This window comes from Pseudomonas resinovorans NBRC 106553, from assembly GCF_000412695.1.
Lineage (GTDB): Bacteria > Pseudomonadota > Gammaproteobacteria > Pseudomonadales > Pseudomonadaceae > Metapseudomonas > Metapseudomonas resinovorans_A.
The window spans coordinates 5,952,632-5,975,747 of sequence record NC_021499.1 but is presented as its reverse complement, the minus strand read 5'-3'; the positions used below and the strand labels follow the sequence as shown (position 1 = coordinate 5,975,747).

The window sequence follows — 23,116 nt, the reverse complement described above, 5'->3', positions numbered from 1 at the left end:
AATGGTCGCTGCAACGCGTACGAGTCATTTCTGGGCGTGGGCTCGGAGCACCGTGGACGCTGGGAGCCCAAGCGAACTGGTTCTCGTGGCCGAAGTCATCGGGGATTGCAGAAAGGATCAGTTCTGCGTTGACGGGTCGGTCGCTATAGCCTAGCGACCATGCGATTCCTCAAGTTCAGCCACATGGGTTCGGCGACTCGGGAGTCTCGGAAGGAATTGATTGTTCCTACTGATCTGGTTCGCAGGATCAGCACGCATATGTCGAAAAGGCCGACTTGATAGGCGGCCTTCTTCATTCAGTAGCATAGAGGCAGACGTTCACCAACAGGGGTAAGCGGCAGTATCTTCAGGGGGTAGGGTTATTCCAGCAGCCGGGACTGGCCGAGTCGAAAAAGACCACCTCCTCAATACCGGCCTGGAGCAGCGCCTCCTCTGCTCGTTGAGCAAACGCTTGGTCGTTGCCCCGGACTGATACGGCAACGCGTTGTGGCGGCCGCCTACGTAGCTGATTCACTATGTGCTGGTCTTGTTCTGAGAGGCTCCATCCATAGATCACAAGTGAAGGGCCAATCGAGGAGATCACCTCCCGGTATACGCGCTGGAGATAGGACGAGCCTTCAATCGATTGCTTCTTATGGGCAGACGTACCCTCACACACAAAAAGGGGTACAGCGGTGCCTTGTTCCCAGCGCTGCAAAATCGCATCCAGCAAGCGTCCGTTATCTTGCGTCCCGATTTTGCTCTCACCATGATCCTGCGTTCGGGTGAGCGCTAAATTTCCGTGCGGATAGAAGAACAGGGTGGCCCCTCTAGCCCCGCGGTAGGGCTGGCGCAATTCCTGCCAGTCTTCGCAAAATACTCCATTGATAAAGCCGTCTTTGAAGTGGCGCCCAATATCCCGATTTCCCATCATTGCGGCCCAGTACACGATCAGGTCGTAGTTCAAGGACGCCACAGTGGTGAAACGTGCCATGAATGGGTAAATCCATGCGAGATGTGGTTCGGCATCTTCGTATCGAACATGCGCATCGCGAACTGTAGCAATCAGGGCGTTCCTTACTTCTGCATAAGCCTCATCGACTCTCCCCGGTGGAATTTCGAGGGCTTGGATGACTAGCTTTGCTTGCCATAGCCGCCGAAGGACCAACTCGAAGTCGTTTACCCCGAATTGATCAAAGATTTCGGCTACCTGGGGGGTGATGTGCCCATTCAGACGAGCTGTCTCAAAGAGCGATCCGTATCCAAAATCAGCATGGACCGCCATGCTTGCGCCGTTTCCCAAGAGCAAGCTGTCGGTGAACCGGTCTTGGATTTCTCCCCATGTCAAAATGACGGGCATGCTGCATCTCCTTTTGCGAGTCAGGTGTCACTGAATGAAGGAGGCAGTATCTTCAGGGGTATGGTTGGCCTCAAGCCTCAATTAATACGAGCCTTCAACGCTTCGGCGAAGAGGGAGCGGCCAATGGCTCCCTCAAGACCGTAGCCCTATCGGCAGTAAGTCTTGCCTAGCTCGACAAATTTCCCAGTGCGGGAAACCTTCACGATATCGATGATCTTGACGAGGCTCGGCTTCAGTCCGTGATCGTCCGCGACGGAGCAGATGTACTCGGCGAAGCCGTCGCGCCTGCTGCCGTCGTCGATAACGCCGACGTACAGGTTCCTATCCGTCATCCAGACCGCATCCTTCACCTTGGGCTCCTCGCCGCTCTTGACCAGATAGTTGATGAAGTCCTTTTGCCCTTGGGTCGGCGCTGCTGAGGCCAGAGCAGGCGCAGTGAGAGCGGCTGCGAGAATGATCGTGATGAGTCGCATCGGGGTACCTTCCATGAGGGCTGAAAAATGCAAAATAGTCCATTTTGGACTATTCCGAAGCGGACTTTACCGTGCGGTGAACTTCCGGTCACCGCACGATGGCAAACTCGACCCACAATGCCGACTACCAGCTGCTGCTTGCCGTCCTGCGGGCCGTCAGGAAGCGCTTGGGCGTCTCCCAGGTCGAGTTGGCCGAGCGACTTGGCAACACGCAGACGTTCGTATCGAAATGCGAGCGTGGGGAGCGTCGTGTTGATGCCGTCGAGCTAGTGGAATTCGCTGAGGCCCTTGGCATCTCCCCACTTGAGCTAATGGGGGAGTTTCTAGAGAGGCGCCGGGGCGGACCTTCACCGAAGACGAGGAAGGCTGCTAAGCGTCAAAACCCTTAGCGTGTTGATTTCGTGTTTACCGCAGCCCAGAAACGACTTAGGCCCGCATCGCTGCGGGCCTAAGTCTTTGACGCATATGGTGCCGGCACCAGGAATCGAACCCGGGACCTACTGATTACAAGTCAGTTGCTCTACCAGCTGAGCTATACCGGCCAGGAAGGGCCGCCATTATAGCGATTGGGCGTTGCGAGTAAACCTCTGCAACGCAGAAGAGGAACGCTTTGGGTATCAGTGCGGTTGGGCTTATGCACAATGGAAATCGCTTCTGGCACGTTCGTCCTGAAAATTTGTGCGCCAGGTCTCGGAATTTCGCAAGTTTCTGTTTTCATTGGTGTTTGGATTCTTGTCTAAAAAACATCCATCGGCTGCGGGCCGCGCAGGCGACGAGCTTGCGGCAGGTTGCCCAGATTCCATCAACAGAGTTATCCACAGGTTCTGTGGGTAAGCTCAGCGCTCGGCCAAGAGCAGGATGTTGCGTGGCGTGAGCTGGGCTTGGCAAAAGCTGCCGAGCGTCACCTGGTAGCCCTGTTCTTCGAGGAACAGGGCGCGGTCCAGCAGCAGCCAGAGTTCCATTGGACGACGGAACAGGCTGCGGGGGAGTTCCAGGTTGCGCACCTCCGCCAGGCGCTGCCAGCCGGCGCCTTCCAGCTTGTCCCAGTCGCGGGTGTCGTCCGGTGCCGGCAGTTGCTTCAGCTCGCACAGGTCGCGGCAATAGTGGGCGAAGGGCTTGTCCAGCCAACTGGTGGGCAGGGACGGGCTTGGCAGGTAGTGGTCTTCGCCGCGCAGTTCCCGTTGCAGCAGGTCGAAGGCCAGGCGACGGGCCATGGACCGGTCGCGTTGGCGGCGCACGCGGGAACCGGCGGTGACGGTTTCGCTGATGGGCAGACGCAGGTCGGCCTTGCTGAGCTTGAGCGCCGAGGCCCGGGCGGTTTGCGACAGCGGCTCGTAGTCGGGTGTGTCGATGCGGTTGTAGCAGCAGGGAGCCACGGCCAGCTGGCGGCAGCCTGCGGCGCTGGCCAGTTGCAGCAGCCGCACGTGGAGGTCGCCGCAGGCATGCAGGGCTACGGGTGTGTGCCGGGCGTCGAGTTGCTGCGCGGCGTTGGCGGCCAGGGCGTCCTGCTCGCAGTGCTCGGCATCGATCCCGAGGCGTTGGCTGAGCAGCAAGCCGCTGGCGACCAGTTGTGGGTCCAGTTCGATGCAGGTCAGTGCGCCGCCATCATGGGCCAGGCGGCGGCCCAGGTGGCCTTTTCCGGAGCACCAGTCCAGCCAGTGCCGGGGTGCCTGGAGAAAGCCCAGGCGGCTGGCGAAGGCCTCGATCTGCTGCCATTTGCGTCCGGGCACGTCGACGGTGAACCCATTGGGAACCCGGTCGACTTGCGCGGCGGGCAGTTCGCCGATGTCGCTGAGGCTCGCCGAGCGTTCCGCGAGCTGTGGGTAAGGTGCCGGGGCCGGCAGCAGCTCGGGGTGGTTGTGGATGGCGTCCGCCTCGGCCAGGGTGCGTCCGCGCAGCCAGGCGGCCAGTTGCGGGTGCTGGTCTTCCCAGGGCAGTCGCAAGGCGGTGAACGGCACCGGGCGCCAGAGTTCCTGGTGCTTCAGCAGGAAATCGTCCAGGGCGGCGAAGCGTTCTCGCAGGAGTGGGCCATGGAGGGGCGCGGAGCTGGTCATGCTGGGAGACGGCGGGGATCAGGGGCGGGCAGTATAACGCCAGCCTTGCCGCTCCTCATCCGTGGACGAGGAGCGGCGAGGTTTCAACGGCCCTGCAGGGCGTCCACCCGCAGCTTGCGTTCGAGCAGGCGGAAGGCCTGTACCAGCACGAAGGCGATCAGCAGGTAGAAGAGCCCCGCGGCGAAGAAGATCTCCACCGGCATATAGGTGCGGGCGATGATGGTGCGCGACATGCCGGTGAGTTCCAGCAGGGTGACGGTACTGGCCAGGGCGCTGGCCTTGACCATCAGGATCACCTCGTTGCTGTAGGCCGGCAGGCCGATGCGCGCCGCGCGCGGCAGGATGATGTAGAACAGCGCCTGGAACCGCGACATGCCCAGCGCCCGCGCCGCCTCGATCTCCCCTGGCGGAACGGCCTGGATGGCGCCACGCAGGATCTCGGCGATGTAGGCCGCGGTATGCAGGGTCATGGTGATCACGGCGCACCAGAACGGGTCGCGCAGGTAGGTCCAGAGCGGACCTTTGCGCACCGATTCGAATTGCGCCAGGCCGTAGTAGACCAGGAACAGCTGTACCAGCAGCGGCGTGCCACGGAAGAAGAAGATGTAGCCGTAGGGCAGGGCGCGCACGTACCAGTGGCGCGACGCACGGGCGATGCCCATGGGCAGCGCCAGGATCAGGCCGGCGAGCACCGCGATGGCCACCAGCTCCAGGGTGAGAATGGCGCCCTGGGCCAGCTGCGGCAGGTATTTGAAGATGACTTCCCAGTTCATGCTGCGCTCCGCTTGAAGCCACGGCCGGCGCGCTTCTCAAGCCAATGCATGCCGATCATCGCGATGATGGTCAGGCCCAGGTAGATGAAGGCGGCCACCATGAAGAAGGTGAAGGGCTGCTTGCTGGCGGTCACGGCGATCTGCGAGCGGCGCATGATTTCCTCGAGGCCGATCACGGACACCAGCGCGGTGTCCTTCATCAGGATCATGAACAGGTTGCCCAGGCCCGGCAGGGAGATGCGCCACATCTGCGGCAGGACCACCCGCCAGAGGATGCGCCCCTTGGACAGGCCAAGCGCCATGCCGGCTTCGCTGTGTCCCTTGGGAATGGCCAGGATCGCGCCACGGAACACTTCGGTGGCGTAGGAGCCGAAGCACAGGCCGAGGGCGATGGTGCCGGCGGCGAAGGCGTTGAGTTCCAGCTCGGGCTTGCCGAACAGCTCGCCCAGCGCATGCATCAGGTTCACCGTGCCGAAATAGATCAGCAGGACCCAGAGCAGCTCGGGCACGCCGCGCACGAGGGTTGAGTAAGTGCCACCCAGCCACCGCAGCGGCTTGATGGAAGAAGTTCTGGCCAGGGCGCCGAGCAGGCCGAGCACCAGGCCCACCGTCAGCGCGGACAGCGCCAACTTGATGGTCATGAGTGCGCCTGCGGCCAGGGCCGGGCCGAATCCGTAGAGGTCTAGGGTCATGGGAGGTCAGGCGCCGGTGCCGCGCGAGGGCGGCACCGGACGGGCAGCTCAGTAGATGCTGAAGGGGAAGTATTTGTCGTTGATCTTCTTGTAGGTGCCGTCGGCGACAATTTCCTTCAGGGCGGTGTTCAGCTTCTCGCGCAGCGGATCGCCTTTGCGCACGGCGATGGCGATCTTGTCGTTGTCGAACACCGGGTCACCCTTGAACTCGAAGTCCTTGCCGGCATCGCTCTTCAGCCATTCCCAGTTCACGAACTTGTCGGCCAGTACGCCATCGACGCGGCCGGAGGACAGGTCGAGGTAGGCGTTTTCCTGGGTGTCGTACAGCTTGATGTCGACGATGTCGGACATGTTGTCTTCAAGCCAGGTGCCGGCGATGGTCGCGCGCTGGGCACCGATCACCTTGCCTTTCAGGCTGGCCTTGTCGGTCTTGAATTCGGTGCCTTTCGGGGCGATGAACTGCAGCTTGTTGGTGTAGTAGGGCTCGGTGAAGTCGACGGCCTGCTTGCGCTCTTCAGTGATGGACATGGAGGCGGCGAGGAAGTCGAACTTCTTGGCGTTGAGGGCGGGGATGATGCCGTCCCAGTCGGAAGTCACGACTTCGCACTCGGCTTTCATCTTGGCGCAGAGGGCCTGGGCGATCTCGACGTCGAAGCCGCCGACCTGGCCGCTGGCGTCGATGAGGTTGAAGGGCGGGTAGGCGCCTTCGGTGCCGATCTTCAGTTTGTCGGCGGCGACGGCGCTGGTGCCGAAAGCCAGGGTAACGGCCGCGGCCAGCAGAATCTTCTTGTAGTTCTTCATTGCGATCTTGCTCCGTGTTTTAGCGATTGCTGGACATGAATTGTTTACAGCGCGCCGATTGCGGGTTGTCAAATACCTGCTGTGGCGGTCCCTGCTCCTCCACCAGCCCTTGGTGAAGGAAAACCACTTCGCTGGAGACGTTCCGGGCGAAGTTCATTTCATGGGTGACCAGCAGCATGGTGCGGCCTTCATCGGCGAGTGCGCGGATCACGTTAAGCACTTCTTGTACCATTTCCGGGTCAAGCGCCGAGGTCGGCTCATCGAAGAGGATGACCTTCGGTTGCATGGCCAGGGTGCGGGCGATGGCTGCGCGTTGCTGCTGGCCGCCGGACAGCTGGGTCGGGTAGACGTGGCGCTTGTCGCCGATACCGACCTTGGCCAATAGGGCTTCGGCGATCTCGGTGGCTTCGGCGCGGCTCTGGCCCAGCACGCGGCGCGGCGCTTCGATGATGTTGTCGAGCACCGTCATATGCGGCCAGAGGTTGAAATTCTGGAAGACGAAGCCGATCTCGCTGCGCATGCGATTGATCTGCTTGTTGTCGGCGGCAACCAGTTCGCCGTCGCGGCTCTTCTTGAGCTTGAGTTCTTCACCCGCCACCAGGATCTGGCCCTCGTGGGGGTTTTCCAGCAGGTTGATGCAACGCAGGAAGGTGGACTTGCCGGAGCCGGAGGAACCGAGAATAGAGATCACGTCACCGTCGTTGGCGGTGAGGGAGATGCCCTTGAGCACTTCGAGATCGCCGTAGCGTTTATGCAGGTTACGGATTTCAAGCGCTGGTGTGGCTTGGGCCATGGGGGGTCCTCTTATTTTTCGGGGGCACTCGGGCGGTGGGGCGGCCTTCCTGGCGTGGGGGAAGCTAGCATAGCGCTTTGCCACGCGCCAAGCGCGTCGGGGGCGTGGCAGCCGCTCTGCGTCGAAGGTTGTCGCATCGCTGCAGTTGCTTGTCGCGGTATCAAAAAAGACCCGGATCCGGCCCGGAATGCCCGGGCGGCGCAGCTTTTTCCCCTGACCCTGGCTTTTTACTTTTGAATCAGGGGGTTAGCCGGATTTCTCGGCACAAGTGCGCGGATTGGTCGCTTTCTGCCCGGCCGGCTGGCCTTTGGTCCTCGGGGAGAGGTAGGGCGGAAAACAAAAAGCCCCAGCGCATGGCTGAGGCTCTTTGGATGGTATTAGTGGTGCCCAGGGACGGAATCGAACCGCCGACACGGGGATTTTCAATCCCCTGCTCTACCAACTGAGCTACCTGGGCAACGGGGCGCTATTAAACGGATTTGCTTCGACCTCGTCAACACCTTTCTAAAAAAATTTTAGTTAATACCGGTGCTTACGCGCTCGGGGGGACATAACCCTCGGCTTGGGCGTAGTCCTCGCCCGAGAGGAATTTGTCCATTTCGGCCTGGAGGAACTTGCGGTCCTCGGCGTTCATCATGTTCAGACGGCGCTCGTTGATCAGCATGGTCTGGTGCGCCTGCCACTCGTCCCAGGCCTTCTTCGAGACGTTGTTGAAGATGTCCTCGCCCTTGGCGCCCGGATACGGCGGACGCTCCAGGCCCGGCAGTTCCTCTTTGAATTTGCGGCACATCACGCTGCGGGTCATCTCGTTTCTCCTGCATTCAGAACATCGGCCGCGCGCTTGAGCAGCTTCTTCACCGGGGCGGCCAAGCCCAGGCGCGGCGGGGTGGCGAGGTTATACCAGAGCCAGTCGCCCTCGGCCACGGCGGGGGCGCTGCCCTCCACCCGTACCAGCCAGGGTTCGATGGCCAACTGGAAGTGGCTGAAAGTATGGGTCAGGCCGGGGAGTTCGCGGCACTCGCCCAGATGCAGCGCGTGCTGGTTGGCCAGGGGCGCGAGGGCTTCCAGGTCGTCCAGTTCCGGCAGGCTCCAGAGTCCGCCCCAGAGCCCGCTGGAGGGGCGGCGATAGAGCAGGATGGCGCCGTCGCCGCTGGCCAGCAGCGGCATCAGGGTGCGCTTCTGCGGCAAGGCCTTGCGCGGTTTGGAGGCGGGGTAGGCGGTTTCCCGGCCAAGCTGGTGCGCGCGACAGCCGCTCTGCAAGGGGCAGAGCAGGCAGCTGGGCTTGCTGCGGGTACAGAGCGTGGCGCCCAGGTCCATCATCGCCTGGGTGTAGTTGTTCACGCGGGCGTGCGGGGTGTAGCGCTCGGCCACTTCCCAGAGCTGCTTTGCCACCTTGGGCTCGCCCGGATAGCCCTCCTGGGCGACGTAGCGGGCCAGCACGCGCTTGACGTTGCCGTCGAGGATAGGCGCGCGCAGTCCCATGGACAGGCTGGCGATGGCGCCGGCGGTGGAGCGGCCGATGCCGGGCAACTCGGCCAGGCGCTCGACGTCACGGGGGAACTCGCCGCCGTGTTCGGCCACCACCAGTTTCGCGGTCTTCTGCAGGTTGCGTGCACGGGTGTAGTAGCCGAGGCCGGTCCAGAGGTGCAGCACTTCGTCTTCCGGCGCCTCGGCCAGGGCCTGCACGCTGGGCAGGGCGTCCATGAAGCGGTCGAAGTAACCCAGCACGGTGCTCACCTGGGTCTGCTGCAACATGATTTCGGAGACCCACACGCGGTACGGGGTGATGCCCTGTTGCCAGGGCAGGTCCTTGCGGCCGTGCCGGTCGTACCATTCCAGCACGGCGCCGGAAAACTGCTCGGGGGTCATCGTTTGAACAGCCCCTTGAGTGCGTCCTTCAGTTCCGGGCTGACTTTGTCGCCGAGCTTTTCCTCGAGTTTCTGGTTCAGCTTGTCGCCGGCGAGCTTGGCGGCCACCTTGCCCATGCCGTCCTGGTCGAGGCGGCAGGCCTTGGCGCCGAGTTCCAGCGGGCCTCGGCAGCGCAGCGGCCACTCGATGCCGACGTAGCGCTCGTTCACCTGGCAGGCCGGGTCCGGCATCTCGCTCTTGTCGCCCTTGATGACCACGCCCAGGCGGTAGTCCAGGCCGAGTACGCGCAGGTCGATGGCGCCTTCACCGTTGACGGTGAGGCCGGGAATGCTGGCGCGCAGGTCGGAGTTGCTGGCCACGCCGTTGTTGAAGACGAGCGAGCCCTTGAGTTCTTCGAAGGGGGTCTCGCTCCCGCCACGGGTGCTGCTCAGGGTTTTCCGGTTGAGGGTGGCGATGCCCTGGCAGAGCTGCTGTTCGAGGTTGGCGTCGAGCAGCGCGCCGTCGTGCAGGGCGAAGCTGGCGGTACCGTTGAGGCCGTCGACCCAGGCTTTCTGACTGTTGCCGCTGGTGCTGATGTCGGCTTGCAGGTCCAGCAGGCCGCGCACCGGCGGTTTCTGTCCCTGGGCTTGCAGGAGTTTCTCTACCGGTACCTTGCTGATGCGCTTCTGCGCCTTGAGCAGCGGCACGGCCGGACGTGCGTCGAGTTGCGCGCTGGCCTGGAAGCTGCCGCCGAACAGGCCGCCGCGCAGGTCATCCAGGGTCAGCACGCCGTTCTTGCCGTTGGCCTTGAGGCTGACGTCATCCATGGGCAGTCGGTCGATGGTGAACTGGCCGAAGTTCAGGGTGGCTTCCAGGTCGACCTTGCGCAGCGGGTCCATCGGCAGGACCGGGGTTTCGCTCCAGGCGGCCTGGGTCGGTGCGTTGGGCAGCGGGGCGCTGCCTTTGACGGCCGCAGCTGCGGTGGACTTCACCTCGGTCTGGCGCGCGGTCTGGGCTTCCTGCTTGGCCTTGGACTTGGGCGGCAGGTAGCGGTCGAGGTCGAGCTTGTCGCCCTTGAGCTGAACGCGCACGGCCTGCTTGGCGATGTCGGCCACGGCCAGGCGGCCGCTGAGGCTGCTGCCGTCGAGCTTCAGGTTCAGGCCTTCGAGGGCGATGCTGTTGGCGCTGCCGGTGAGCTTGGTCACCAGCTCGAACTTCTGCAGGGCGTTGGCGTCGCTCATGGGCGGCAACTCGACGCCGACGCCGGTGAGGAACTCGCGCAGGTTGAGCTGCGCGATGGACAGACCGCCCTCCAGGCGCGCGTCCTTGTCCAGGTCGCGAACCTTCAGCTCGCCGAGGGCGCGCAGCTGGTTGGCGGAAAGCTTCAGGCTGTTCCATTCGGCGACGTTCGCTGCGAGATCGGCCAGCAACTGGCCCTGGGCGTTGAAGGCCAGGGTCTTGCCCTTGAGCGGTTCGCCCGAGGCCTCGCCATTGATCTTGAGGTCTTCCAGCTGGTAGCGCTTCAGGGCGCGCTCGAAACGCAGGTTGGTGGTGAGCTCGGTCTTGGCGCGCAGCACCGGCTGGTTGGTGCCGAAGAAGGCGCTGAGCTTGACCGGGATGCTGGCGCCTTCGCGGATGGCGCCGGTGGTCAGCTCGATGCCTTCGGCGGAAAACTGCTTGCCGCTCTTGGCATCGCTGTAGTCGATGCGGGCGTTGCGCACGGTGAGGCTGTCGATATCCAGCCGGATCGGGCGCGAGGGCTCCTCGGCGGCGGGCGCCTGCGCGGTGCCTTCGGCGGGGGCGGGGCTGGCCGGTGCATCGGCCTGGGCGCTTGCCGGGGGCTTGGGCGGGCGACCGATGTCTTCCCAGTTGCCACGGCCCTTTTCGTCGCGCTGCAGGTCGAGATTGAGGCCTTCGACGCGGATGTCGCTCATCTGCACTTCGCGGCGCAGCAGCGGCAGCACGCGCACGGAGAGGCCGATCATGTCGAGGTTGGCGAACGGCTTTTCCGGCGTTACGGCGCTAGCCAGGGTGGCCTCATGCAGCTCCAGGCCGAGCCAGGGGAACAGGCTCCAGCCGATGTCGCCGTTGAGGGTCAGTTCCAGGTTGGCCTTTTCCCGGGCCAGTTGCTGGATTTCGTCCTTGTAGTCATTCGGGTCGAACAGGTGGGTCAGGGCGAAGCCCGCCGCCACGATGATCAGCAACAGCCCGAGGAAGATGAGGCCCAGGATTTTCCCGAAGGCTTTCATTGGCCAGTCCTTGTGGTGGATCGGATGAATTGAAGGTGCCGAGTATAGCGCCGGGCCATCAGCGATGGCGTGTGGCGGCGCGGACATCGGCCCCCTGGTCAGGGAGTTTGGATGGTGATTTGCAGCGTGGGTTCAGCGCGCGGGTGGCAGCTGTGCTCAGAGGCTTTCCAGCGGCAGGTGAAAACGCGCCGCCAGGGCCTGGCTTTCCAGGTGATCCCGCGGTGCGGCCAGGTGCAGCGATTTGCCTGCCTGTTCGGCGAGAAGTGCGCTTTGTTCCACCAGGCGACGAGCGACGCCGCGATGGCGGGTCACCTTGCGCACGCAGAGATGCGACAGCCGCCAGTGCTGCTCGCCGCGTGCCAGCAAGGCCGCGCCCAACAGGCGGTCATTGAAGCGCCCGGCCACCAGCAGGCCTTCGGCCAGGCCGTGCTCCACCAGCGCCGCTGCGTCGGCATGGGGCGCCAGCAGCCAGTCCGGCGCGTCGGCGTAGATCTTCGCGAGGTCGACGCGATCCTGCTCGGAGGGACTGTTCAGGGTCTCGACGATGACGGGCATGCTGGCTCCTCGGGGCGTTGCGGGCGCGGCAGTGTAAACCCCGCCGACCGTCGTCGGTAGCGGCGCCGGTGGGGCGCGGCCTATAATGGCGCTCTTTTTTCGTGAGTCTTTTGTGGAGTGGGTGATGGCCGAACGTACGGCTTCCGTCGAACGCAATACCCTGGAGACCCAGATCAAGGTCTCGATCAACCTGGATGGCACCGGCAAGGCGCGCTTCGATATCGGCGTGCCCTTCCTCGAGCACATGCTCGACCAGATCGCCCGCCATGGCCTGATTGACCTGGACATCGAGTGCAAGGGCGATCTGCATATCGACGATCACCACACCGTGGAAGACGTCGGCATTACCCTCGGCCAGGCGTTCGCCCGTGCCGTCGGCGACAAGAAGGGCATGGTCCGCTACGGCCATTCCTACGTGCCGCTGGATGAAGCCCTGTCCCGCGTGGTCATCGACTTCTCCGGCCGTCCCGGCCTGCAGATGCACGTGCCCTTCACCCGCGCCGTGGTCGGTGGCTTCGACGTCGACCTGTTCCAGGAATTCTTCCAGGGCTTCGTCAACCACGCCCAGGTGAGCCTGCACATCGACAACCTGCGCGGGCACAACACCCACCACCAGATCGAAACCGTGTTCAAGGCCTTCGGCCGCGCGCTGCGCATGGCCGTCGAACTGGACCCGCGCATGGCCGGCCAGATGCCCTCCACCAAGGGCGTGCTCTGATGCAGACGGTCGCGGTCATCGATTACGGCATGGGCAACCTGCACTCGGTTGCCAAGGCCCTGGAGCACGTCGGCGCCGGTCGCGTGCTGGTCAGCAGCGACGCCAACGTGATCCGCGAAGCCGACCGGGTGGTGTTTCCCGGCGTCGGTGCGATCCGTGACTGCATGGCGGAGATCCGTCGCCTGGGCTTCGACAGCCTGGTACAGGAAGTCAGCCGCGACCGTCCCTTCCTCGGTATCTGCGTGGGCATGCAGGCCCTGCTGGAGCACAGCGAGGAAAACGACGGCGTCGACTGCATCGGCCTGTTCCCCGGCCAGGTGCGCTTCTTCGGCAAGGGCCTGGAGGAAGACGGCGAGCAGTTGAAGGTGCCGCACATGGGCTGGAACGAAGTGCAGCAGAGCGTGGCCCACCCGCTCTGGCACAGCATTCCGGACCGCGCGCGCTTCTACTTCGTGCACAGCTACTACATCGAGGCCGGCAATCCCAAGCAGGTGGTCGGTCGCGGCCACTACGGCAAGGACTTCGCCGCCGCGCTGGCCGATGGCTCGCGCTTCGCCGTGCAGTTCCACCCGGAAAAGAGCCACACCCACGGCCTGCAGCTGCTGCAGAACTTCGCCGCCTGGGATGGCCGCTGGTAAGCCGATGAGCCGCGCGAAGAAGACACCGAGTCTGCAACTCGACGCGGCCCAGACCCAGGGCGCGGTGCTGGCGATCAAGCGCTTCATGGCCGATCGCTTCGAGCTGGAACTGGGCTCCTTCGAGGCCGAGGAAATGCTTGATTTCTTCGCCCGGGAGTTCGCACCGCATTTCTACAACAAGGCGATCTTCGATGTGCAGGCGCACCTGAAAGACAGGTTCGAAAGCATCGAGAGCGACTTGTGGGCGCTCGAGAAAGACTGAGCGCCAAGCCGAATCCACTGACTTCTAACAGGTTGAACCGATGCTGATTATCCCCGCTATCGATCTGAAGGACGGCGCCTGCGTGCGTCTGCGCCAGGGCCGCATGGAAGACTCCACGGTGTTCTCCGACGATCCGGTGAGCATGGCCGCCAAGTGGGTGGAGGGCGGCTGCCGCCGCCTGCACCTGGTGGACCTCAACGGCGCCTTCGAGGGCAAGCCGGTGAACGGCGAGGTGGTCACCGCCATCGCCAAGCGCTACCCGAACCTGCCGATCCAGATCGGCGGCGGCATCCGTTCCCTGGAAACCATCGAGCACTACGTCAAGGCCGGCGTCAGCTACGTGATCATCGGCACCAAGGCGGTGAAGGAACCCGAGTTCGTCACCGAGGCCTGCAAGGCCTTCCCGGGCAAGGTCATCGTCGGCCTGGACGCCAAGGACGGTTTCGTCGCCACCGACGGCTGGGCCGAAGTGAGCAGCGTGCAGGCCGTTGACCTGGCCCGCCGCTTCGAAGCCGACGGCGTGTCCGCCATCGTCTACACCGACATCGCCAAGGACGGGATGATGCAGGGCTGCAACGTCGAGGCCACCGCGGCCCTGGCCGCCGCCAGCCGTATCCCGGTGATCGCCTCCGGCGGTATCCACAACCTGGGTGACATCGAGAAGCTGCTGGCCGCCAAGGCTCCCGGCATCATCGGCGCCATCACCGGCCGCGCCATCTACGAAGGCACCCTGGACGTCGCCGAGGCCCAGGCCTTCTGCGACAGCTACAAGGGTTAATCGACGGATACCGGTGCGCGTGGCGCACCCTACGGGAACACTGCTATGGCTCTGGCAAAACGCATCATCCCTTGCCTCGACGTGGACAACGGCCGCGTGGTCAAGGGCGTCAAGTTCGAGAACATCCGCGACGCCGGCGACCCGGTGGAAATCGCCCGTCGCTATGATGAGCAGGGCGCCGACGAGATCACCTTCCTCGACATCACCGCCAGCGTCGACGGCCGCGACACCACGTTGCACACCGTGGAGCGCATGGCCAGCCAGGTGTTCATCCCGCTGACCGTGGGCGGCGGCGTGCGTACCGTGCAGGACATCCGCAACCTGCTCAACGCCGGTGCCGACAAGGTGTCGATCAACACCGCCGCGGTGTTCACCCCCGAGTTCGTCGGCGAGGCGGCTTCGCGCTTCGGTTCCCAGTGCATCGTGGTCGCCATCGACGCCAAGAAAGTGTCGGCACCGGGCGAAGTTCCGCGCTGGGAAATCTTCACCCATGGCGGGCGCAAGCCCACCGGCCTCGACGCCGTGGCCTGGGCGAAAAAGATGGAAGACCTGGGCGCCGGTGAGATCCTACTCACCAGCATGGACCAGGACGGCGTGAAGAGCGGTTATGACCTGGGCGTCACCCGCGCCATCAGCGAGAGCGTCGGCATTCCGGTGATCGCCTCCGGCGGCGTGGGCAATCTCGAGCACCTGGCCGCCGGCATCCTCGAAGGCAAGGCCGACGCCGTTCTGGCGGCGAGCATCTTCCACTTCGGCGAATACACCGTGCCCGAAGCCAAGGCCTATCTGGCCAGTCGCGGAATCCTCGTGCGCTGAGCACAAATCTTGCCTAGGATTCGCCCAGGCTGCCCATTTGACGGATTTCGCAGCCTGGGTTGCTGATGCCCCGACCTCGTTCCCGCGAGGTCAGGCTCGGCGCATTTCCCATCTCCCCTGGAAGGTAGTCGCCAAATGTCGAAACGCCTGCTGCTGGCCCTGGCCGGTACTCTGATGGTGCTTGCCGGCGCGGCCCGCGCCGAAGTGGATGAGAACTACAGTGTCGTTCTCCTGACCGAAAACTTCCCGCCCTACAACATGTCGATCAACGGGAAGAACTTCGCCCAGGAAGACAATATCGATGGCATCGCCGTCGATATCGTGCGTGAGATGTTCAAGCGCGCGGGGGTCAAGTACAGCCTGACCCTGCGCTTCCCCTGGGACCGTATCTACAAGCTGGCGATGGACAAGCCGGGGTATGGCGTGTTCGTCACCGCGCGGCTGCCGGAGCGCGAGCAGTCCTTCAAGTGGGTCGGCCCGATCGGTCCGGACGACTGGATCATGCTGGCCCGTGGCGATAGCCAGATCACCCTCGGCAGCCTGGACGATGCCCGCAAGTACAAGGTGGGCGCCTACAAGGGCGACGCCATCGCCGAATACCTGACGCAGCAGAAGCTCGAACCCCTCACCGCCCTGCGCGACCAGGAAAACGCCCGCAAGCTGGAGAAGGGCCAGATCGACCTCTGGGCCACCGGCGACCCGGCCGGCCGCTACCTGGCCAAGCAGGAAGGTGTGGGCGGACTGAAGACCGTGTTGCGCTTCAACCAGGCCGAACTCTACCTCGCGCTGAACAAGGAAGTGCCGGACGAGGTGGTGAGCAAGCTCCAGACCGCACTGGATCAGATGCGGACTGAGGGCTACGTCGACGAAATCCTCAACAGTTATCTGTAAAAAGACACAAACGACCGGCCACGAGCCGGTCGTTTGCTATTGCCATGGAAGACAGGACGGTCAGTACCGTACGTCCGTGGGTGGGGAACCCACGCAAGGAGGCCGCTTGGCCACAATCACAACTCGAGCGAGCGGTATGACAATGCAGAAACTGATCCAACGCGCCTGTACGCTGGGCCTGATGTTCCTGGCCCTTTCGGCGCGCGCCGAATTGCCGGCGGACTACAAGGTGGTGTTGCTCACCGAAAACTTCCCGCCCTTCAACATGGCGGTGGATGACAAGAACTTCGCCCGCGACGACGGCATCGACGGCATCAGCGCCGATATCGTCCGCGAGATGTTCAAGCGTGCCGACATCAACTACAGCCTGACCCTGCGCTTCCCCTGGGATCGCCTGTACCGCCTGACCCTGGACAAGCCCAACTACGGCCTGTTCTCCACCACCTACACCCCCGAGCGCCAACCGCTGTTCAAATGGGTTGGGCCGATCGCCAAGACCGAATGGGTGCTGCTGGCCGCGCCGGGTAACAACCTCGCTGTCCCGGACCTGAAGAGCGCGTCCCAGTACCGCATCGGCGCCTACAAGAACGACGCCGTGAGCCAGCACCTGGAAAGCCAGGGCATGGCGCCGCAGAACGCCCTGCGCGACCAGGAAAACGTGAAGAAGCTGATCAAGGGGCAGATCGACCTCTGGGCCACCACCGACCCGGTGGGCCGCTACCTGGCCAAGCAGGAAGGCGTGACCGGCCTGCAGACCGTGCTGCGCTTCAACAGCGCCGAGCTCTACCTGGCGTTCAACAAGGACACGCCGGACGAGGTCATCGAGCGCCTGCAGAAGGCCCTCGATCAGATGCGCAGCGACGGTTTCGTCGACGAGATCACCCAGAACTACCTCTGAGGCTCGAGGGCAGCCCTGCGGGCTGCTTGGCGAATGAATTCGCCCCTACGGGACGTGAATACACCTTGTGGGAGCGAATTCATTCGCGATGCACTTGTGGGGGCGATTTCAATCGCCAAGGACCCATGACCTACCGGTAGATCCCCGCCTTGCCATGGGCCGCCATGGCGCGGTTGCTGCGCAGGGCGATCAGCATTTCCACATCGATCAGTTCGAACCCGCGGGCTTTCAGGCGCGGCAGTTCGCGTTCGAGCAATTCCAGGGTGGCCGGGTGCGGATGGCCGATCATCAGCGCCGAACCCTGCTTGCGCGCCAGGTTGAGCGCTGCCTCGAACTGGGCGGCGACCGCCGCCGGGCTTTGGTCGTCATCGAGGAATACGTCCCGCGACAGGCTCGCCAGGCCGGCCTTCTGCGCTTCGGCGGCGGCCACGGTGGCGGCGCTGGTGCGGCTGTCGATGAAGAAGCGGTGCTCACGCTGCAGGCGCTGCATCAGTCGGGCCATGGCCGGGCGCTGGGAGGTCATGCGGCTGCCCATGTGATTGTTCAGGCCTCGGGCATGGGGCACCTGGTGCAGGGCGGCGTCCAGGCGACGCTCCAGCTCGGCGCTGGGCAGTTCCGGGTGCCAGGCATACGGGCCGTTGGCCGGGTCCATGGGCAGGTGCAGCATCACCGTCTTGCCGGCCTGGTGGGCGGCTTCGGCGAGTTCGCGGGAGTGGCGGGTATCGGGGAGGATGGACAGCGCCACCGGGCCGGGCAGGGCCAGTACGCGCTGGTCGCGGGCGGGAGTCTGGCCGAGGTCGTCGATCACCAGGGCCAGACGTGCGAGGGGGGCGGCCCAGGCACCGGCTGCCGTCGCACTCAGGCAGAGCGCCAGCAGCCAGGCACCCCGGCGCATCCTCAGTTCTCGCGGGTGACGTTCAGGCCTTTCAGCAGGTTCAGGGCCTGGCTCAGCTGGTAGTCGTCATCCTGCAGGCGCGGGCCGGCGGCCTTCTTGCTCGTGCTCGGGCGGTCGGCGCCGCCGTTGCCATTGCCGAGGTGGCCGGCGAGGTCGGCTTCCTTGAAGGTCTCGGCGTCCTGTTCGCGGGTGACCTTGGCGCGCGGCACCTCGACGTCCGGGACGATGCCCTGGGCCTGGATGGAGCGGCCGCTCGGGGTGTAGTAGAGCGCGGTGGTCAGCTTCAGGGCGCGGTCGTTGTTCAGCGGCAGCACGGTCTGTACCGAGCCCTTGCCGAAGCTGTCGGTCCCCATCAGGACGCCACGCTTGTGGTCCTGCAGGGCGCCGGCGACGATCTCGGCGGCCGAGGCGCTGCCGCCGTTGATCAGCACCACCAGGGGTACGCCTTCGCTGGCATCGGCGGAGTCGGCGGAGAAGCGCAGCTCGGAGTTGGCGATGCGTCCCTTGGTGTAGACGATCAGGCCTTTCTTCAGGAAGTGGTCGGACACCTCCACCGCCGACTGCAGTACGCCGCCGGGGTTGTTGCGCAGGTCCAGCACCAGACCGCTCAGGCGTCCGCCGTTTTCCTTCTTCAGCTTGGCCAGGGCCTTGGCGACTTCCTCGCCCGTGTTGACCTGGAACTGGGTGATGCGCAGGTAGCCGTAGCCCTTGTCCAGCAGCTCGCTCTTCACGCTCTTGACCTTGATGGCCGCGCGCATCAGTTCGACATCGAAGGGCTTGCCGCCGTCGCGCACCACGGTCAGGTTGATCTTGCTGCCGATCTTGCCGCGCATCTTGTCCACCGCTTCCATCAGCGAGATGCCCTTGGTCGGCTGCCCGTCGATCTTCACGATCAGGTCGCCAGGCTGGATGCCCGCCTTGGACGCCGGGGTGTCGTCGATGGGGGACACCACCTTGATGAAGCCGTCTTCGGTGCCGACCTCGATCCCCAGGCCACCGAATTCGCCGCTGGTGCTTTCCTGCAGCTCCTCGAAGTCTTCCGGCTCCAGGTAGGTCGAGTGCGGGTCGAGGTTGCTGAGCATGCCCTTGATGGCATTCTCCAGCAGGGTCTTGTCGTCCACCGGCTCGACGTAGGAGGACTTGATGCGGTCCAGCACCTCGGCGAAGGTTCGCAGCTCATCCAGCGGCAGCGGCGCCTTGCCGCTCACCGCCGTGGCGGGGAGGCTTTCCGGCTCCTCGGCGGCCAGCAGCTGTGGGGCGCAGCCGAGCAGGGCCATTGCCAAGGCCAGGGAAGTGAGGCGGGACAAATGCGGCATGCGAACTAACTCCTGCTAGGTGAGGTGGCGCCTATCCTTGCGCGCGGCACCACTGTGCGGGGTCGGACGGCCGGCCCTGCTGGCGAATGGCGAAGTACAGAGCAGGCGTATCCTGCCCGCCGCTGGTGCCGACGGTGGCGATGGATTCGCCCGCTTTGACGATATCGCCGGCATTTTTCAGTAAACGCTGGTTGTGCCCGTAGAGGCTCAGATAGCCGTTGCCATGGTCGAGAATGACCAGAAGCCCGGCGCCGCGCAACCAATCGGCAAAAACCACGCGGCCGCCATGCACCGCGCGCACGGCGCTGCCTTCCGCGGCGCCGATCAGCACGCCGTCCCATTTGGCGCGCGAGTCGCCGCCCCGGGCCGAACCGAAGCGCGCCACCAGGCGGCCGTCCACCGGCCAGGGCAGCTGGCCACGGGCCTTGGCGAAGGGGCCGCCGAAATTGGTGCCGCTGCTGGACACCAGCGGACCGCTGGTGGCGCGGGCGGGGCTGCCGGCGGGGCGCTCGCGCAGCTGGCGCTGCTCTTCGGCGAGTGCGCGCTTGCGCGCCTCCTCGGCCTCGCGGGCTTCGCGTGCCTGGCGGGCCAGGGTTTCCTCGATGGTCTTGAGCACCTTGGCCAGTTGGGTCTGGTCCTGCTGGCGGGTCTTGAGTTTCTTGTCGCGCTCGTTCACGTCGCGATTGAGCTTGGCCAGTGCCTGCTGGCGTTCCTTGCGCGCCGTGGCCAACTGCTCGCGGCGGCCCTCTAGGGCGGCCTTCTGCTCATTGAGCTGGTCCTGTTGGGCGGTGATTTCCTGCTCGACGTTGGCCAGCTGGCGCAGGGTCTCGTTGAAGGCCGCGAGTTGCTCCAGGCGCGCCTTGCTCAAGTAGTCGTAGTAGGTGAGGGTGCGGGCGAATTTCTCGGGATGCTGCTGGTTGAGCAGCAGCTTGACGTATTCCTGCTGGCCGCTCTGGTAGGCGGCGCGGGCCTGGATGCCGATCAGGCGTTGCTGCTCAGTGCGCGCGTCCTGGAGTTTTTTTTTCTCTTCGTCCAGGCGCTTGATCTCGCCTTCGCTGTTCTGCAGCTCCTGCTGCAGGTCCTTGACCTGCTGTTCCAGGTTGCCCATTTCGGTTTCGGTTTTCTTCAGGTCCGCCTGGACACCGGATTTCTCCTGCTTCAACTGCTGCAGGAGCTTCTTCAGCTCGGTGACATCCTTGGCGGCCTGGTCCAGCTGCTGCTGGGTTTCGGCGCGCTGGTCGGCCATGGCCGGAACGGCGAGGCTGGCGAGAATAACGAGGGCGAGGGCGCGAAACATGGGGTGTGGTGCACCAGGGGAGGGGACGGGCCTAGTATGCCCGTGGCGCCGGGCAAAAAAAACGGTTCTTCGCGGATTCAGGGGGAAGAGCGAGTTGACAGTCAGGGAAGTGGGTAGATTGGCAGTCGCCAAACGAACCAACCCCCACTCCCTGCTGCCGCCGTGAATCCTATTGATCTTGCCCAGTTCTGGCCAGGCTACGAGGTCGTCGCCTGTCGCCAAGCCACTCACGACACCCTGCTGATTGAGCTCGAACCTCAAGCCGGCTCCCTCCCCAAATGTGGCCGCTGTCACCAAGACTGCCCGCTGATCCACGAGCGGCGAATCCGCCAGGTGCGTGACCGTGACCTGCTGGATCAGCGCGTGCTGCTCCAACTGCCGGTGCGTCGCGTCGATTGCCTGGATTGTGGGCGGGTGACCGAGCGGATTGACTGGCTGGAGCCGGCCTCCCGCTTGACCCAGCGGCTGCGCCTCTGGCTCGAGGGCTTGCTGCAACTGTTGCCGATCAGCCATGTCAGCCGCCTCACTGGCCTGCACTGGCACACCCTCAAGACGCTCGACAAGCGCCGCCTCGAGGCGGCCGTGGGGACCTTTGAGCCCGGTGAGGTGCGGCGGCTGGTGATGGACGAGTTCGCCCTGCACAAGGGGCATCGTTACGCCACGGTGATCATGGATGCCGAGCGCACGCGGGTGCTGTGGGTCGGGCATGGCAACAGCCGTGAGGCGATCCGTCCGTTCTTCGAATTGCTCGGCGAGCACTGCCGGCAGATCGAGGCGGTGGCCATGGACATGAACACCGCCTTCGACCTCGAGGTGAAACGGCATTGCCCGCAGGCCGAGGTGGTGTACGACCTGTTCCACGTGGTGGCGCGCTACGGCCGGGACGTGATCGACCGGATCCGGGTCGACCAGGCCAACCGCCTGCGCGAAGACAAACCGGCGCGCAAGGTGGTCAAGCAGAGCCGCTGGCTGCTGCTGCGCAATCGCGAAAACCTCAAGGGCGGACAGGCCGTGCAGTTGCAGGAATTGCTCGCGGCCAACCAGCCACTGGCCACGGCCTACGTGCTCAAGGATGCATTAAAGGAAATCTGGTACGCCCCCAGTGTGCAGGACGGCTGGCGGCGCTGGCGAACCTGGCTGCGGCACGCCCGGGACAGCGGCTTGGCGCCGCTCCAACGCTTTGCCAGGAACCTCAAGCGTTACGCGCGCGGCATCCTCGCCAGCGCCCGTTTCCCCTTGCACACCAGCCAGCTGGAAGGGGTGAACAACCGCATCAAAGTGATCAAGCGCATGGCCTATGGCTTCCGCGACTCGGCCTACTTCTTCCTGAAAATCAAGGCCGCCTTCCCCGGGAAAGCGCGATGAACCAAAAAAACGCCCGGAACCCGGAGTTCGAGGCGTTTCCTGATGAGGTGCGCAGATTTTCCGCGCGGTGGCCGCCCCGGGGCGGCCACGCTCGATCATTGCAGCTCGACGATGGTCGTGCCGGTCATCTCGGCCGGTACCGGCAGACCCATCAGGGTCAGCAGGGTCGGCGCCACATCGGCCAGCACGCCGCCTTCGCGGATCCGCGCCGGACGCTTGCCTACATAGATGAAGGGCACCGGCTCACAGGTGTGGGCGGTGTGGGCCTGGCCGGTCATCTCGTCTTCCATCTGCTCGACGTTGCCGTGGTCGGCGGTGATCAGCGCTTCGCCGCCCACCTTGTCCAGGGCCTCGACGATGCGGCCGACGCAGCCGTCCAGGCATTCCACGGCCTTGACCGCCGCCTCGAACACGCCGGTGTGGCCGACCATGTCGCCATTGGCGTAGTTCACCACGATCACGTCGTAGCGCTGGTTCTCGATGGCGTCGACGATCTTGTCGGTGACTTCCGGGGCGCTCATTTCCGGCTGCAGGTCATAGGTGGCGACCTTGGGAGACGGGATCAGGATGCGTTCTTCGCCTTCGAAGGGCTCTTCGCGACCGCCGGAGAAGAAGAAGGTCACGTGGGCGTACTTCTCGGTTTCGGCGATGCGCAGCTGGGTCTTGCCGTTCTTGGCCAGGTACTCGCCCAGGACGTTGTTCAGGGACTCGGGCTTGAAGGCGCTGGGGGCGGGGATGCTCGCCGCGTACTGGGTCAGCATCACGTAGCCGGCCAGTTGCAGTTCGCGTTGGCGCGGGAATTCCTTGAAGCCCGGCTCGACGAAGGCGCGGGACAGCTCGCGGGCGCGGTCGGCGCGGAAGTTCATGAAGACCACGGCGTCGCCGTCCTCCACCTTCACCTGCTCGCCGATGCGGGTGGCCTTGACGAACTCGTCGCTCTCGCCGCGCTCGTAGGCGGCGGCCAGGCCTTCACAGGCCGAAGCGGCGGAGAACTCGGCCCGGCCTTCGGTGATCAGGTTGTAGGCGGCTTCGACGCGGTCCCAGCGGTTGTCGCGGTCCATGGCGAAGTAGCGGCCGATCAGGCTGGCGATGCGGCCCTTGCCCAGGCGGGCGAACGCATCGTCGAGCAGCTTGATGGAGGGCTCGGCGCTCTTGGGCGGGGTGTCGCGGCCGTCGAGGAAGGCGTGCAGGTAGATCTTCTCGGCGCCGCGCTGGGCGGCCAGCTCGGCCATGGCGACCAGGTGGTCCTGGTGGCTGTGCACGCCACCGTCGGACAGCAGGCCCATGAAGTGCACGGCCTTGCCGGCGGCCACGGCCTTGTCCACGGCGGCGGTGATCTGCGGATTGGTGAAGAAGTCACCGTCGCGGATCGACTTGGTCACGCGGGTGAAGTCCTGGTACACCACGCGGCCGGCGCCCAGGTTCATGTGGCCGACCTCGGAGTTGCCCATCTGGCCGTCGGGCAGGCCGACGTCCATGCCGCTGCCGGAAATCAGGCCATGGGGCTGGGTGGCGCGCAGGCGGTCGTAGACCGGCGTGCTGGCGGCATGGATGGCGTTGTATTCGGGGCTGTCACTGTGGCCGAAACCGTCCAGGATGATCAGGACCAGGGGTTTGGGCGTGGCTGTCATAGTGTCCGACTCGTCTGCGGCAAATGGAGGAAAG

General features: G+C 64.4%; 24 protein-coding genes and 2 tRNA genes. 9 read left to right on the top strand and 17 right to left on the bottom strand.

The features are described 5' to 3' along the window. Positions 1 to 346: 346 nt before the first annotated feature. Positions 347 to 1,339: a DUF4917 family protein gene (locus PCA10_RS26795; RefSeq protein WP_016495227.1), complete on the bottom strand. Its 993-nt coding sequence runs from the start codon at positions 1,337 to 1,339 to the stop codon at positions 347 to 349. A gap of 146 nt (positions 1,340 to 1,485) precedes the next feature. After that, entirely contained in the window at positions 1,486 to 1,812 is a 327-nt protein-coding gene (locus PCA10_RS26790; RefSeq protein WP_016495226.1) for a hypothetical protein, read from the bottom strand. A 98-nt stretch (positions 1,813 to 1,910) separates the two neighbouring features. Between PCA10_RS26790 and PCA10_RS26785 the strand changes: the two genes are divergently transcribed. Continuing rightward, on the top strand, positions 1,911 to 2,201 hold the full coding sequence (locus PCA10_RS26785; RefSeq protein WP_016495225.1) for a helix-turn-helix domain-containing protein: 291 nt from the start codon (positions 1,911 to 1,913) through the stop codon (positions 2,199 to 2,201). A 77-nt stretch (positions 2,202 to 2,278) separates the two neighbouring features. On the opposite strand, the gene PCA10_RS26780 is transcribed toward PCA10_RS26785, so the two are convergent. The 11 genes from PCA10_RS26780 to PCA10_RS26730 form a co-directional block, all read right to left on the bottom strand. Next, positions 2,279 to 2,354: transfer RNA gene (locus PCA10_RS26780), tRNA-Thr, on the bottom strand. Positions 2,355 to 2,648: 294 nt separating this feature from the next. Further along, positions 2,649 to 3,866 (bottom strand): methyltransferase, encoded by a 1,218-nt coding sequence (locus tag PCA10_RS26775; protein ID WP_016495224.1) that lies wholly within the window; start codon positions 3,864 to 3,866, stop codon positions 2,649 to 2,651. 83 nt (positions 3,867 to 3,949) lie between these two features. Then, on the bottom strand, positions 3,950 to 4,639 hold the full coding sequence (locus PCA10_RS26770; protein WP_016495223.1) for an ABC transporter permease: 690 nt from the start codon (positions 4,637 to 4,639) through the stop codon (positions 3,950 to 3,952). Beyond that, on the bottom strand, positions 4,636 to 5,331 hold the full coding sequence (locus PCA10_RS26765; RefSeq protein ID WP_016495222.1) for an ABC transporter permease: 696 nt from the start codon (positions 5,329 to 5,331) through the stop codon (positions 4,636 to 4,638). The genes PCA10_RS26770 and PCA10_RS26765 overlap by 4 nt, the downstream gene beginning before the upstream one ends. 48 nt (positions 5,332 to 5,379) lie before the next feature. Then, positions 5,380 to 6,132 (bottom strand): ABC transporter substrate-binding protein, encoded by a 753-nt coding sequence (locus tag PCA10_RS26760; protein WP_016495221.1) that lies wholly within the window; start codon positions 6,130 to 6,132, stop codon positions 5,380 to 5,382. A gap of 19 nt (positions 6,133 to 6,151) precedes the next feature. Then, a complete protein-coding gene (locus PCA10_RS26755; RefSeq protein WP_016495220.1) occupies positions 6,152 to 6,925 on the bottom strand; it encodes an ABC transporter ATP-binding protein in 774 nt (257 codons plus the stop codon). A gap of 381 nt (positions 6,926 to 7,306) precedes the next feature. Continuing rightward, positions 7,307 to 7,382: transfer RNA gene (locus PCA10_RS26750), tRNA-Phe, on the bottom strand. Positions 7,383 to 7,457: 75 nt separating this feature from the next. Beyond that, a complete protein-coding gene (locus PCA10_RS26745) occupies positions 7,458 to 7,730 on the bottom strand; it encodes an oxidative damage protection protein (protein WP_016495219.1) in 273 nt (90 codons plus the stop codon). Next, positions 7,727 to 8,794: an A/G-specific adenine glycosylase gene (gene mutY / locus PCA10_RS26740; RefSeq protein ID WP_016495218.1), complete on the bottom strand. Its 1,068-nt coding sequence runs from the start codon at positions 8,792 to 8,794 to the stop codon at positions 7,727 to 7,729. The genes PCA10_RS26745 and mutY overlap by 4 nt, the downstream gene beginning before the upstream one ends. Beyond that, positions 8,791 to 11,022 carry an AsmA family protein gene (locus tag PCA10_RS26735; RefSeq protein WP_016495217.1) on the bottom strand — a complete coding sequence of 744 codons (2,232 nt, stop codon included), beginning with the start codon at positions 11,020 to 11,022 and terminating at the stop codon, positions 8,791 to 8,793. The genes mutY and PCA10_RS26735 overlap by 4 nt, the downstream gene beginning before the upstream one ends. A gap of 156 nt (positions 11,023 to 11,178) precedes the next feature. Then, the gene (locus PCA10_RS26730; RefSeq protein WP_016495216.1) at positions 11,179 to 11,577 is read right to left on the bottom strand and encodes an acetyl-CoA sensor PanZ family protein; all 399 of its coding nucleotides are present in this window, start codon (positions 11,575 to 11,577) and stop codon (positions 11,179 to 11,181) included. Between the two features lie 124 nt (positions 11,578 to 11,701). On the opposite strand from PCA10_RS26730, the gene hisB reads away from it, so the two are divergent. From hisB to PCA10_RS26695, 7 genes are all read left to right on the top strand, one after another. Beyond that, a complete protein-coding gene (hisB, locus tag PCA10_RS26725; protein ID WP_016495215.1) occupies positions 11,702 to 12,295 on the top strand; it encodes an imidazoleglycerol-phosphate dehydratase HisB in 594 nt (197 codons plus the stop codon). Beyond that, positions 12,295 to 12,933 (top strand): imidazole glycerol phosphate synthase subunit HisH, encoded by a 639-nt coding sequence (gene hisH, locus PCA10_RS26720; protein ID WP_016495214.1) that lies wholly within the window; start codon positions 12,295 to 12,297, stop codon positions 12,931 to 12,933. The genes hisB and hisH overlap by 1 nt, the downstream gene beginning before the upstream one ends. A 4-nt stretch (positions 12,934 to 12,937) precedes the next feature. Continuing rightward, positions 12,938 to 13,195, top strand: a complete 258-nt coding sequence (locus PCA10_RS26715) for a DUF2164 domain-containing protein (protein ID WP_016495213.1) — start codon at positions 12,938 to 12,940, stop codon at positions 13,193 to 13,195. Between the two features lie 40 nt (positions 13,196 to 13,235). Continuing rightward, positions 13,236 to 13,973: a 1-(5-phosphoribosyl)-5-[(5-phosphoribosylamino)methylideneamino]imidazole-4-carboxamide isomerase gene (hisA, locus tag PCA10_RS26710; protein WP_016495212.1), complete on the top strand. Its 738-nt coding sequence runs from the start codon at positions 13,236 to 13,238 to the stop codon at positions 13,971 to 13,973. Between the two features lie 45 nt (positions 13,974 to 14,018). Then, entirely contained in the window at positions 14,019 to 14,789 is a 771-nt protein-coding gene (hisF, locus tag PCA10_RS26705; protein ID WP_016495211.1) for an imidazole glycerol phosphate synthase subunit HisF, read from the top strand. A 135-nt stretch (positions 14,790 to 14,924) separates the two neighbouring features. Beyond that, positions 14,925 to 15,680, top strand: a complete 756-nt coding sequence (locus PCA10_RS26700; RefSeq protein WP_016495210.1) for a substrate-binding periplasmic protein — start codon at positions 14,925 to 14,927, stop codon at positions 15,678 to 15,680. Between the two features lie 142 nt (positions 15,681 to 15,822). Next, positions 15,823 to 16,578, top strand: a complete 756-nt coding sequence (locus tag PCA10_RS26695; protein WP_016495209.1) for a substrate-binding periplasmic protein — start codon at positions 15,823 to 15,825, stop codon at positions 16,576 to 16,578. A gap of 130 nt (positions 16,579 to 16,708) precedes the next feature. On the opposite strand, the gene PCA10_RS26690 is transcribed toward PCA10_RS26695, so the two are convergent. The 3 genes from PCA10_RS26690 to PCA10_RS26680 are packed head-to-tail and all read right to left on the bottom strand — an operon-like array spanning position 16,709 to position 20,086. After that, positions 16,709 to 17,473, bottom strand: a complete 765-nt coding sequence (locus tag PCA10_RS26690; protein ID WP_016495208.1) for a divergent polysaccharide deacetylase family protein — start codon at positions 17,471 to 17,473, stop codon at positions 16,709 to 16,711. A gap of 2 nt (positions 17,474 to 17,475) precedes the next feature. After that, positions 17,476 to 18,789, bottom strand: a complete 1,314-nt coding sequence (locus tag PCA10_RS26685) for a S41 family peptidase (protein ID WP_016495207.1) — start codon at positions 18,787 to 18,789, stop codon at positions 17,476 to 17,478. Positions 18,790 to 18,820: 31 nt separating this feature from the next. Continuing rightward, a complete protein-coding gene (locus PCA10_RS26680) occupies positions 18,821 to 20,086 on the bottom strand; it encodes a murein hydrolase activator EnvC family protein (RefSeq protein ID WP_016495206.1) in 1,266 nt (421 codons plus the stop codon). A 162-nt stretch (positions 20,087 to 20,248) separates the two neighbouring features. On the opposite strand from PCA10_RS26680, the gene PCA10_RS26675 reads away from it, so the two are divergent. After that, positions 20,249 to 21,451, top strand: coding sequence for an ISL3 family transposase (locus tag PCA10_RS26675; RefSeq protein WP_016493146.1), 1,203 nt, complete (start codon positions 20,249 to 20,251; stop codon positions 21,449 to 21,451). 95 nt (positions 21,452 to 21,546) lie between these two features. Here PCA10_RS26675 and gpmI read toward each other — a convergent pair whose 3' ends face one another. After that, a complete protein-coding gene (gene gpmI, locus PCA10_RS26670) occupies positions 21,547 to 23,082 on the bottom strand; it encodes a 2,3-bisphosphoglycerate-independent phosphoglycerate mutase (RefSeq protein WP_016495205.1) in 1,536 nt (511 codons plus the stop codon). Positions 23,083 to 23,116 lie beyond the last annotated feature (34 nt).

Coding starts and splice junctions, on each gene's coding strand:
- hisH (WP_016495214.1), top strand. CDS start 12,295: ATGCAGACGGTCGCGGTCATCGATTACGGCATGGGCAACCTGCACTCG.
- PCA10_RS26680 (WP_016495206.1), bottom strand. CDS start 20,086: ATGTTTCGCGCCCTCGCCCTCGTTATTCTCGCCAGCCTCGCCGTTCCG.
- PCA10_RS26715 (WP_016495213.1), top strand. CDS start 12,938: ATGAGCCGCGCGAAGAAGACACCGAGTCTGCAACTCGACGCGGCCCAG.
- PCA10_RS26695 (WP_016495209.1), top strand. CDS start 15,823: ATGCAGAAACTGATCCAACGCGCCTGTACGCTGGGCCTGATGTTCCTG.
- PCA10_RS26700 (WP_016495210.1), top strand. CDS start 14,925: ATGTCGAAACGCCTGCTGCTGGCCCTGGCCGGTACTCTGATGGTGCTT.
- mutY (WP_016495218.1), bottom strand. CDS start 8,794: ATGACCCCCGAGCAGTTTTCCGGCGCCGTGCTGGAATGGTACGACCGG.
- PCA10_RS26730 (WP_016495216.1), bottom strand. CDS start 11,577: ATGCCCGTCATCGTCGAGACCCTGAACAGTCCCTCCGAGCAGGATCGC.
- hisB (WP_016495215.1), top strand. CDS start 11,702: ATGGCCGAACGTACGGCTTCCGTCGAACGCAATACCCTGGAGACCCAG.
- PCA10_RS26785 (WP_016495225.1), top strand. CDS start 1,911: ATGGCAAACTCGACCCACAATGCCGACTACCAGCTGCTGCTTGCCGTC.
- PCA10_RS26795 (WP_016495227.1), bottom strand. CDS start 1,339: ATGCCCGTCATTTTGACATGGGGAGAAATCCAAGACCGGTTCACCGAC.
- PCA10_RS26790 (WP_016495226.1), bottom strand. CDS start 1,812: ATGCGACTCATCACGATCATTCTCGCAGCCGCTCTCACTGCGCCTGCT.
- PCA10_RS26735 (WP_016495217.1), bottom strand. CDS start 11,022: ATGAAAGCCTTCGGGAAAATCCTGGGCCTCATCTTCCTCGGGCTGTTG.
- hisF (WP_016495211.1), top strand. CDS start 14,019: ATGGCTCTGGCAAAACGCATCATCCCTTGCCTCGACGTGGACAACGGC.
- PCA10_RS26775 (WP_016495224.1), bottom strand. CDS start 3,866: ATGACCAGCTCCGCGCCCCTCCATGGCCCACTCCTGCGAGAACGCTTC.
- PCA10_RS26770 (WP_016495223.1), bottom strand. CDS start 4,639: ATGAACTGGGAAGTCATCTTCAAATACCTGCCGCAGCTGGCCCAGGGC.
- PCA10_RS26760 (WP_016495221.1), bottom strand. CDS start 6,132: ATGAAGAACTACAAGAAGATTCTGCTGGCCGCGGCCGTTACCCTGGCT.
- gpmI (WP_016495205.1), bottom strand. CDS start 23,082: ATGACAGCCACGCCCAAACCCCTGGTCCTGATCATCCTGGACGGTTTC.
- PCA10_RS26690 (WP_016495208.1), bottom strand. CDS start 17,473: ATGCGCCGGGGTGCCTGGCTGCTGGCGCTCTGCCTGAGTGCGACGGCA.
- PCA10_RS26685 (WP_016495207.1), bottom strand. CDS start 18,789: ATGCCGCATTTGTCCCGCCTCACTTCCCTGGCCTTGGCAATGGCCCTG.
- PCA10_RS26755 (WP_016495220.1), bottom strand. CDS start 6,925: ATGGCCCAAGCCACACCAGCGCTTGAAATCCGTAACCTGCATAAACGC.
- hisA (WP_016495212.1), top strand. CDS start 13,236: ATGCTGATTATCCCCGCTATCGATCTGAAGGACGGCGCCTGCGTGCGT.
- PCA10_RS26745 (WP_016495219.1), bottom strand. CDS start 7,730: ATGACCCGCAGCGTGATGTGCCGCAAATTCAAAGAGGAACTGCCGGGC.
- PCA10_RS26765 (WP_016495222.1), bottom strand. CDS start 5,331: ATGACCCTAGACCTCTACGGATTCGGCCCGGCCCTGGCCGCAGGCGCA.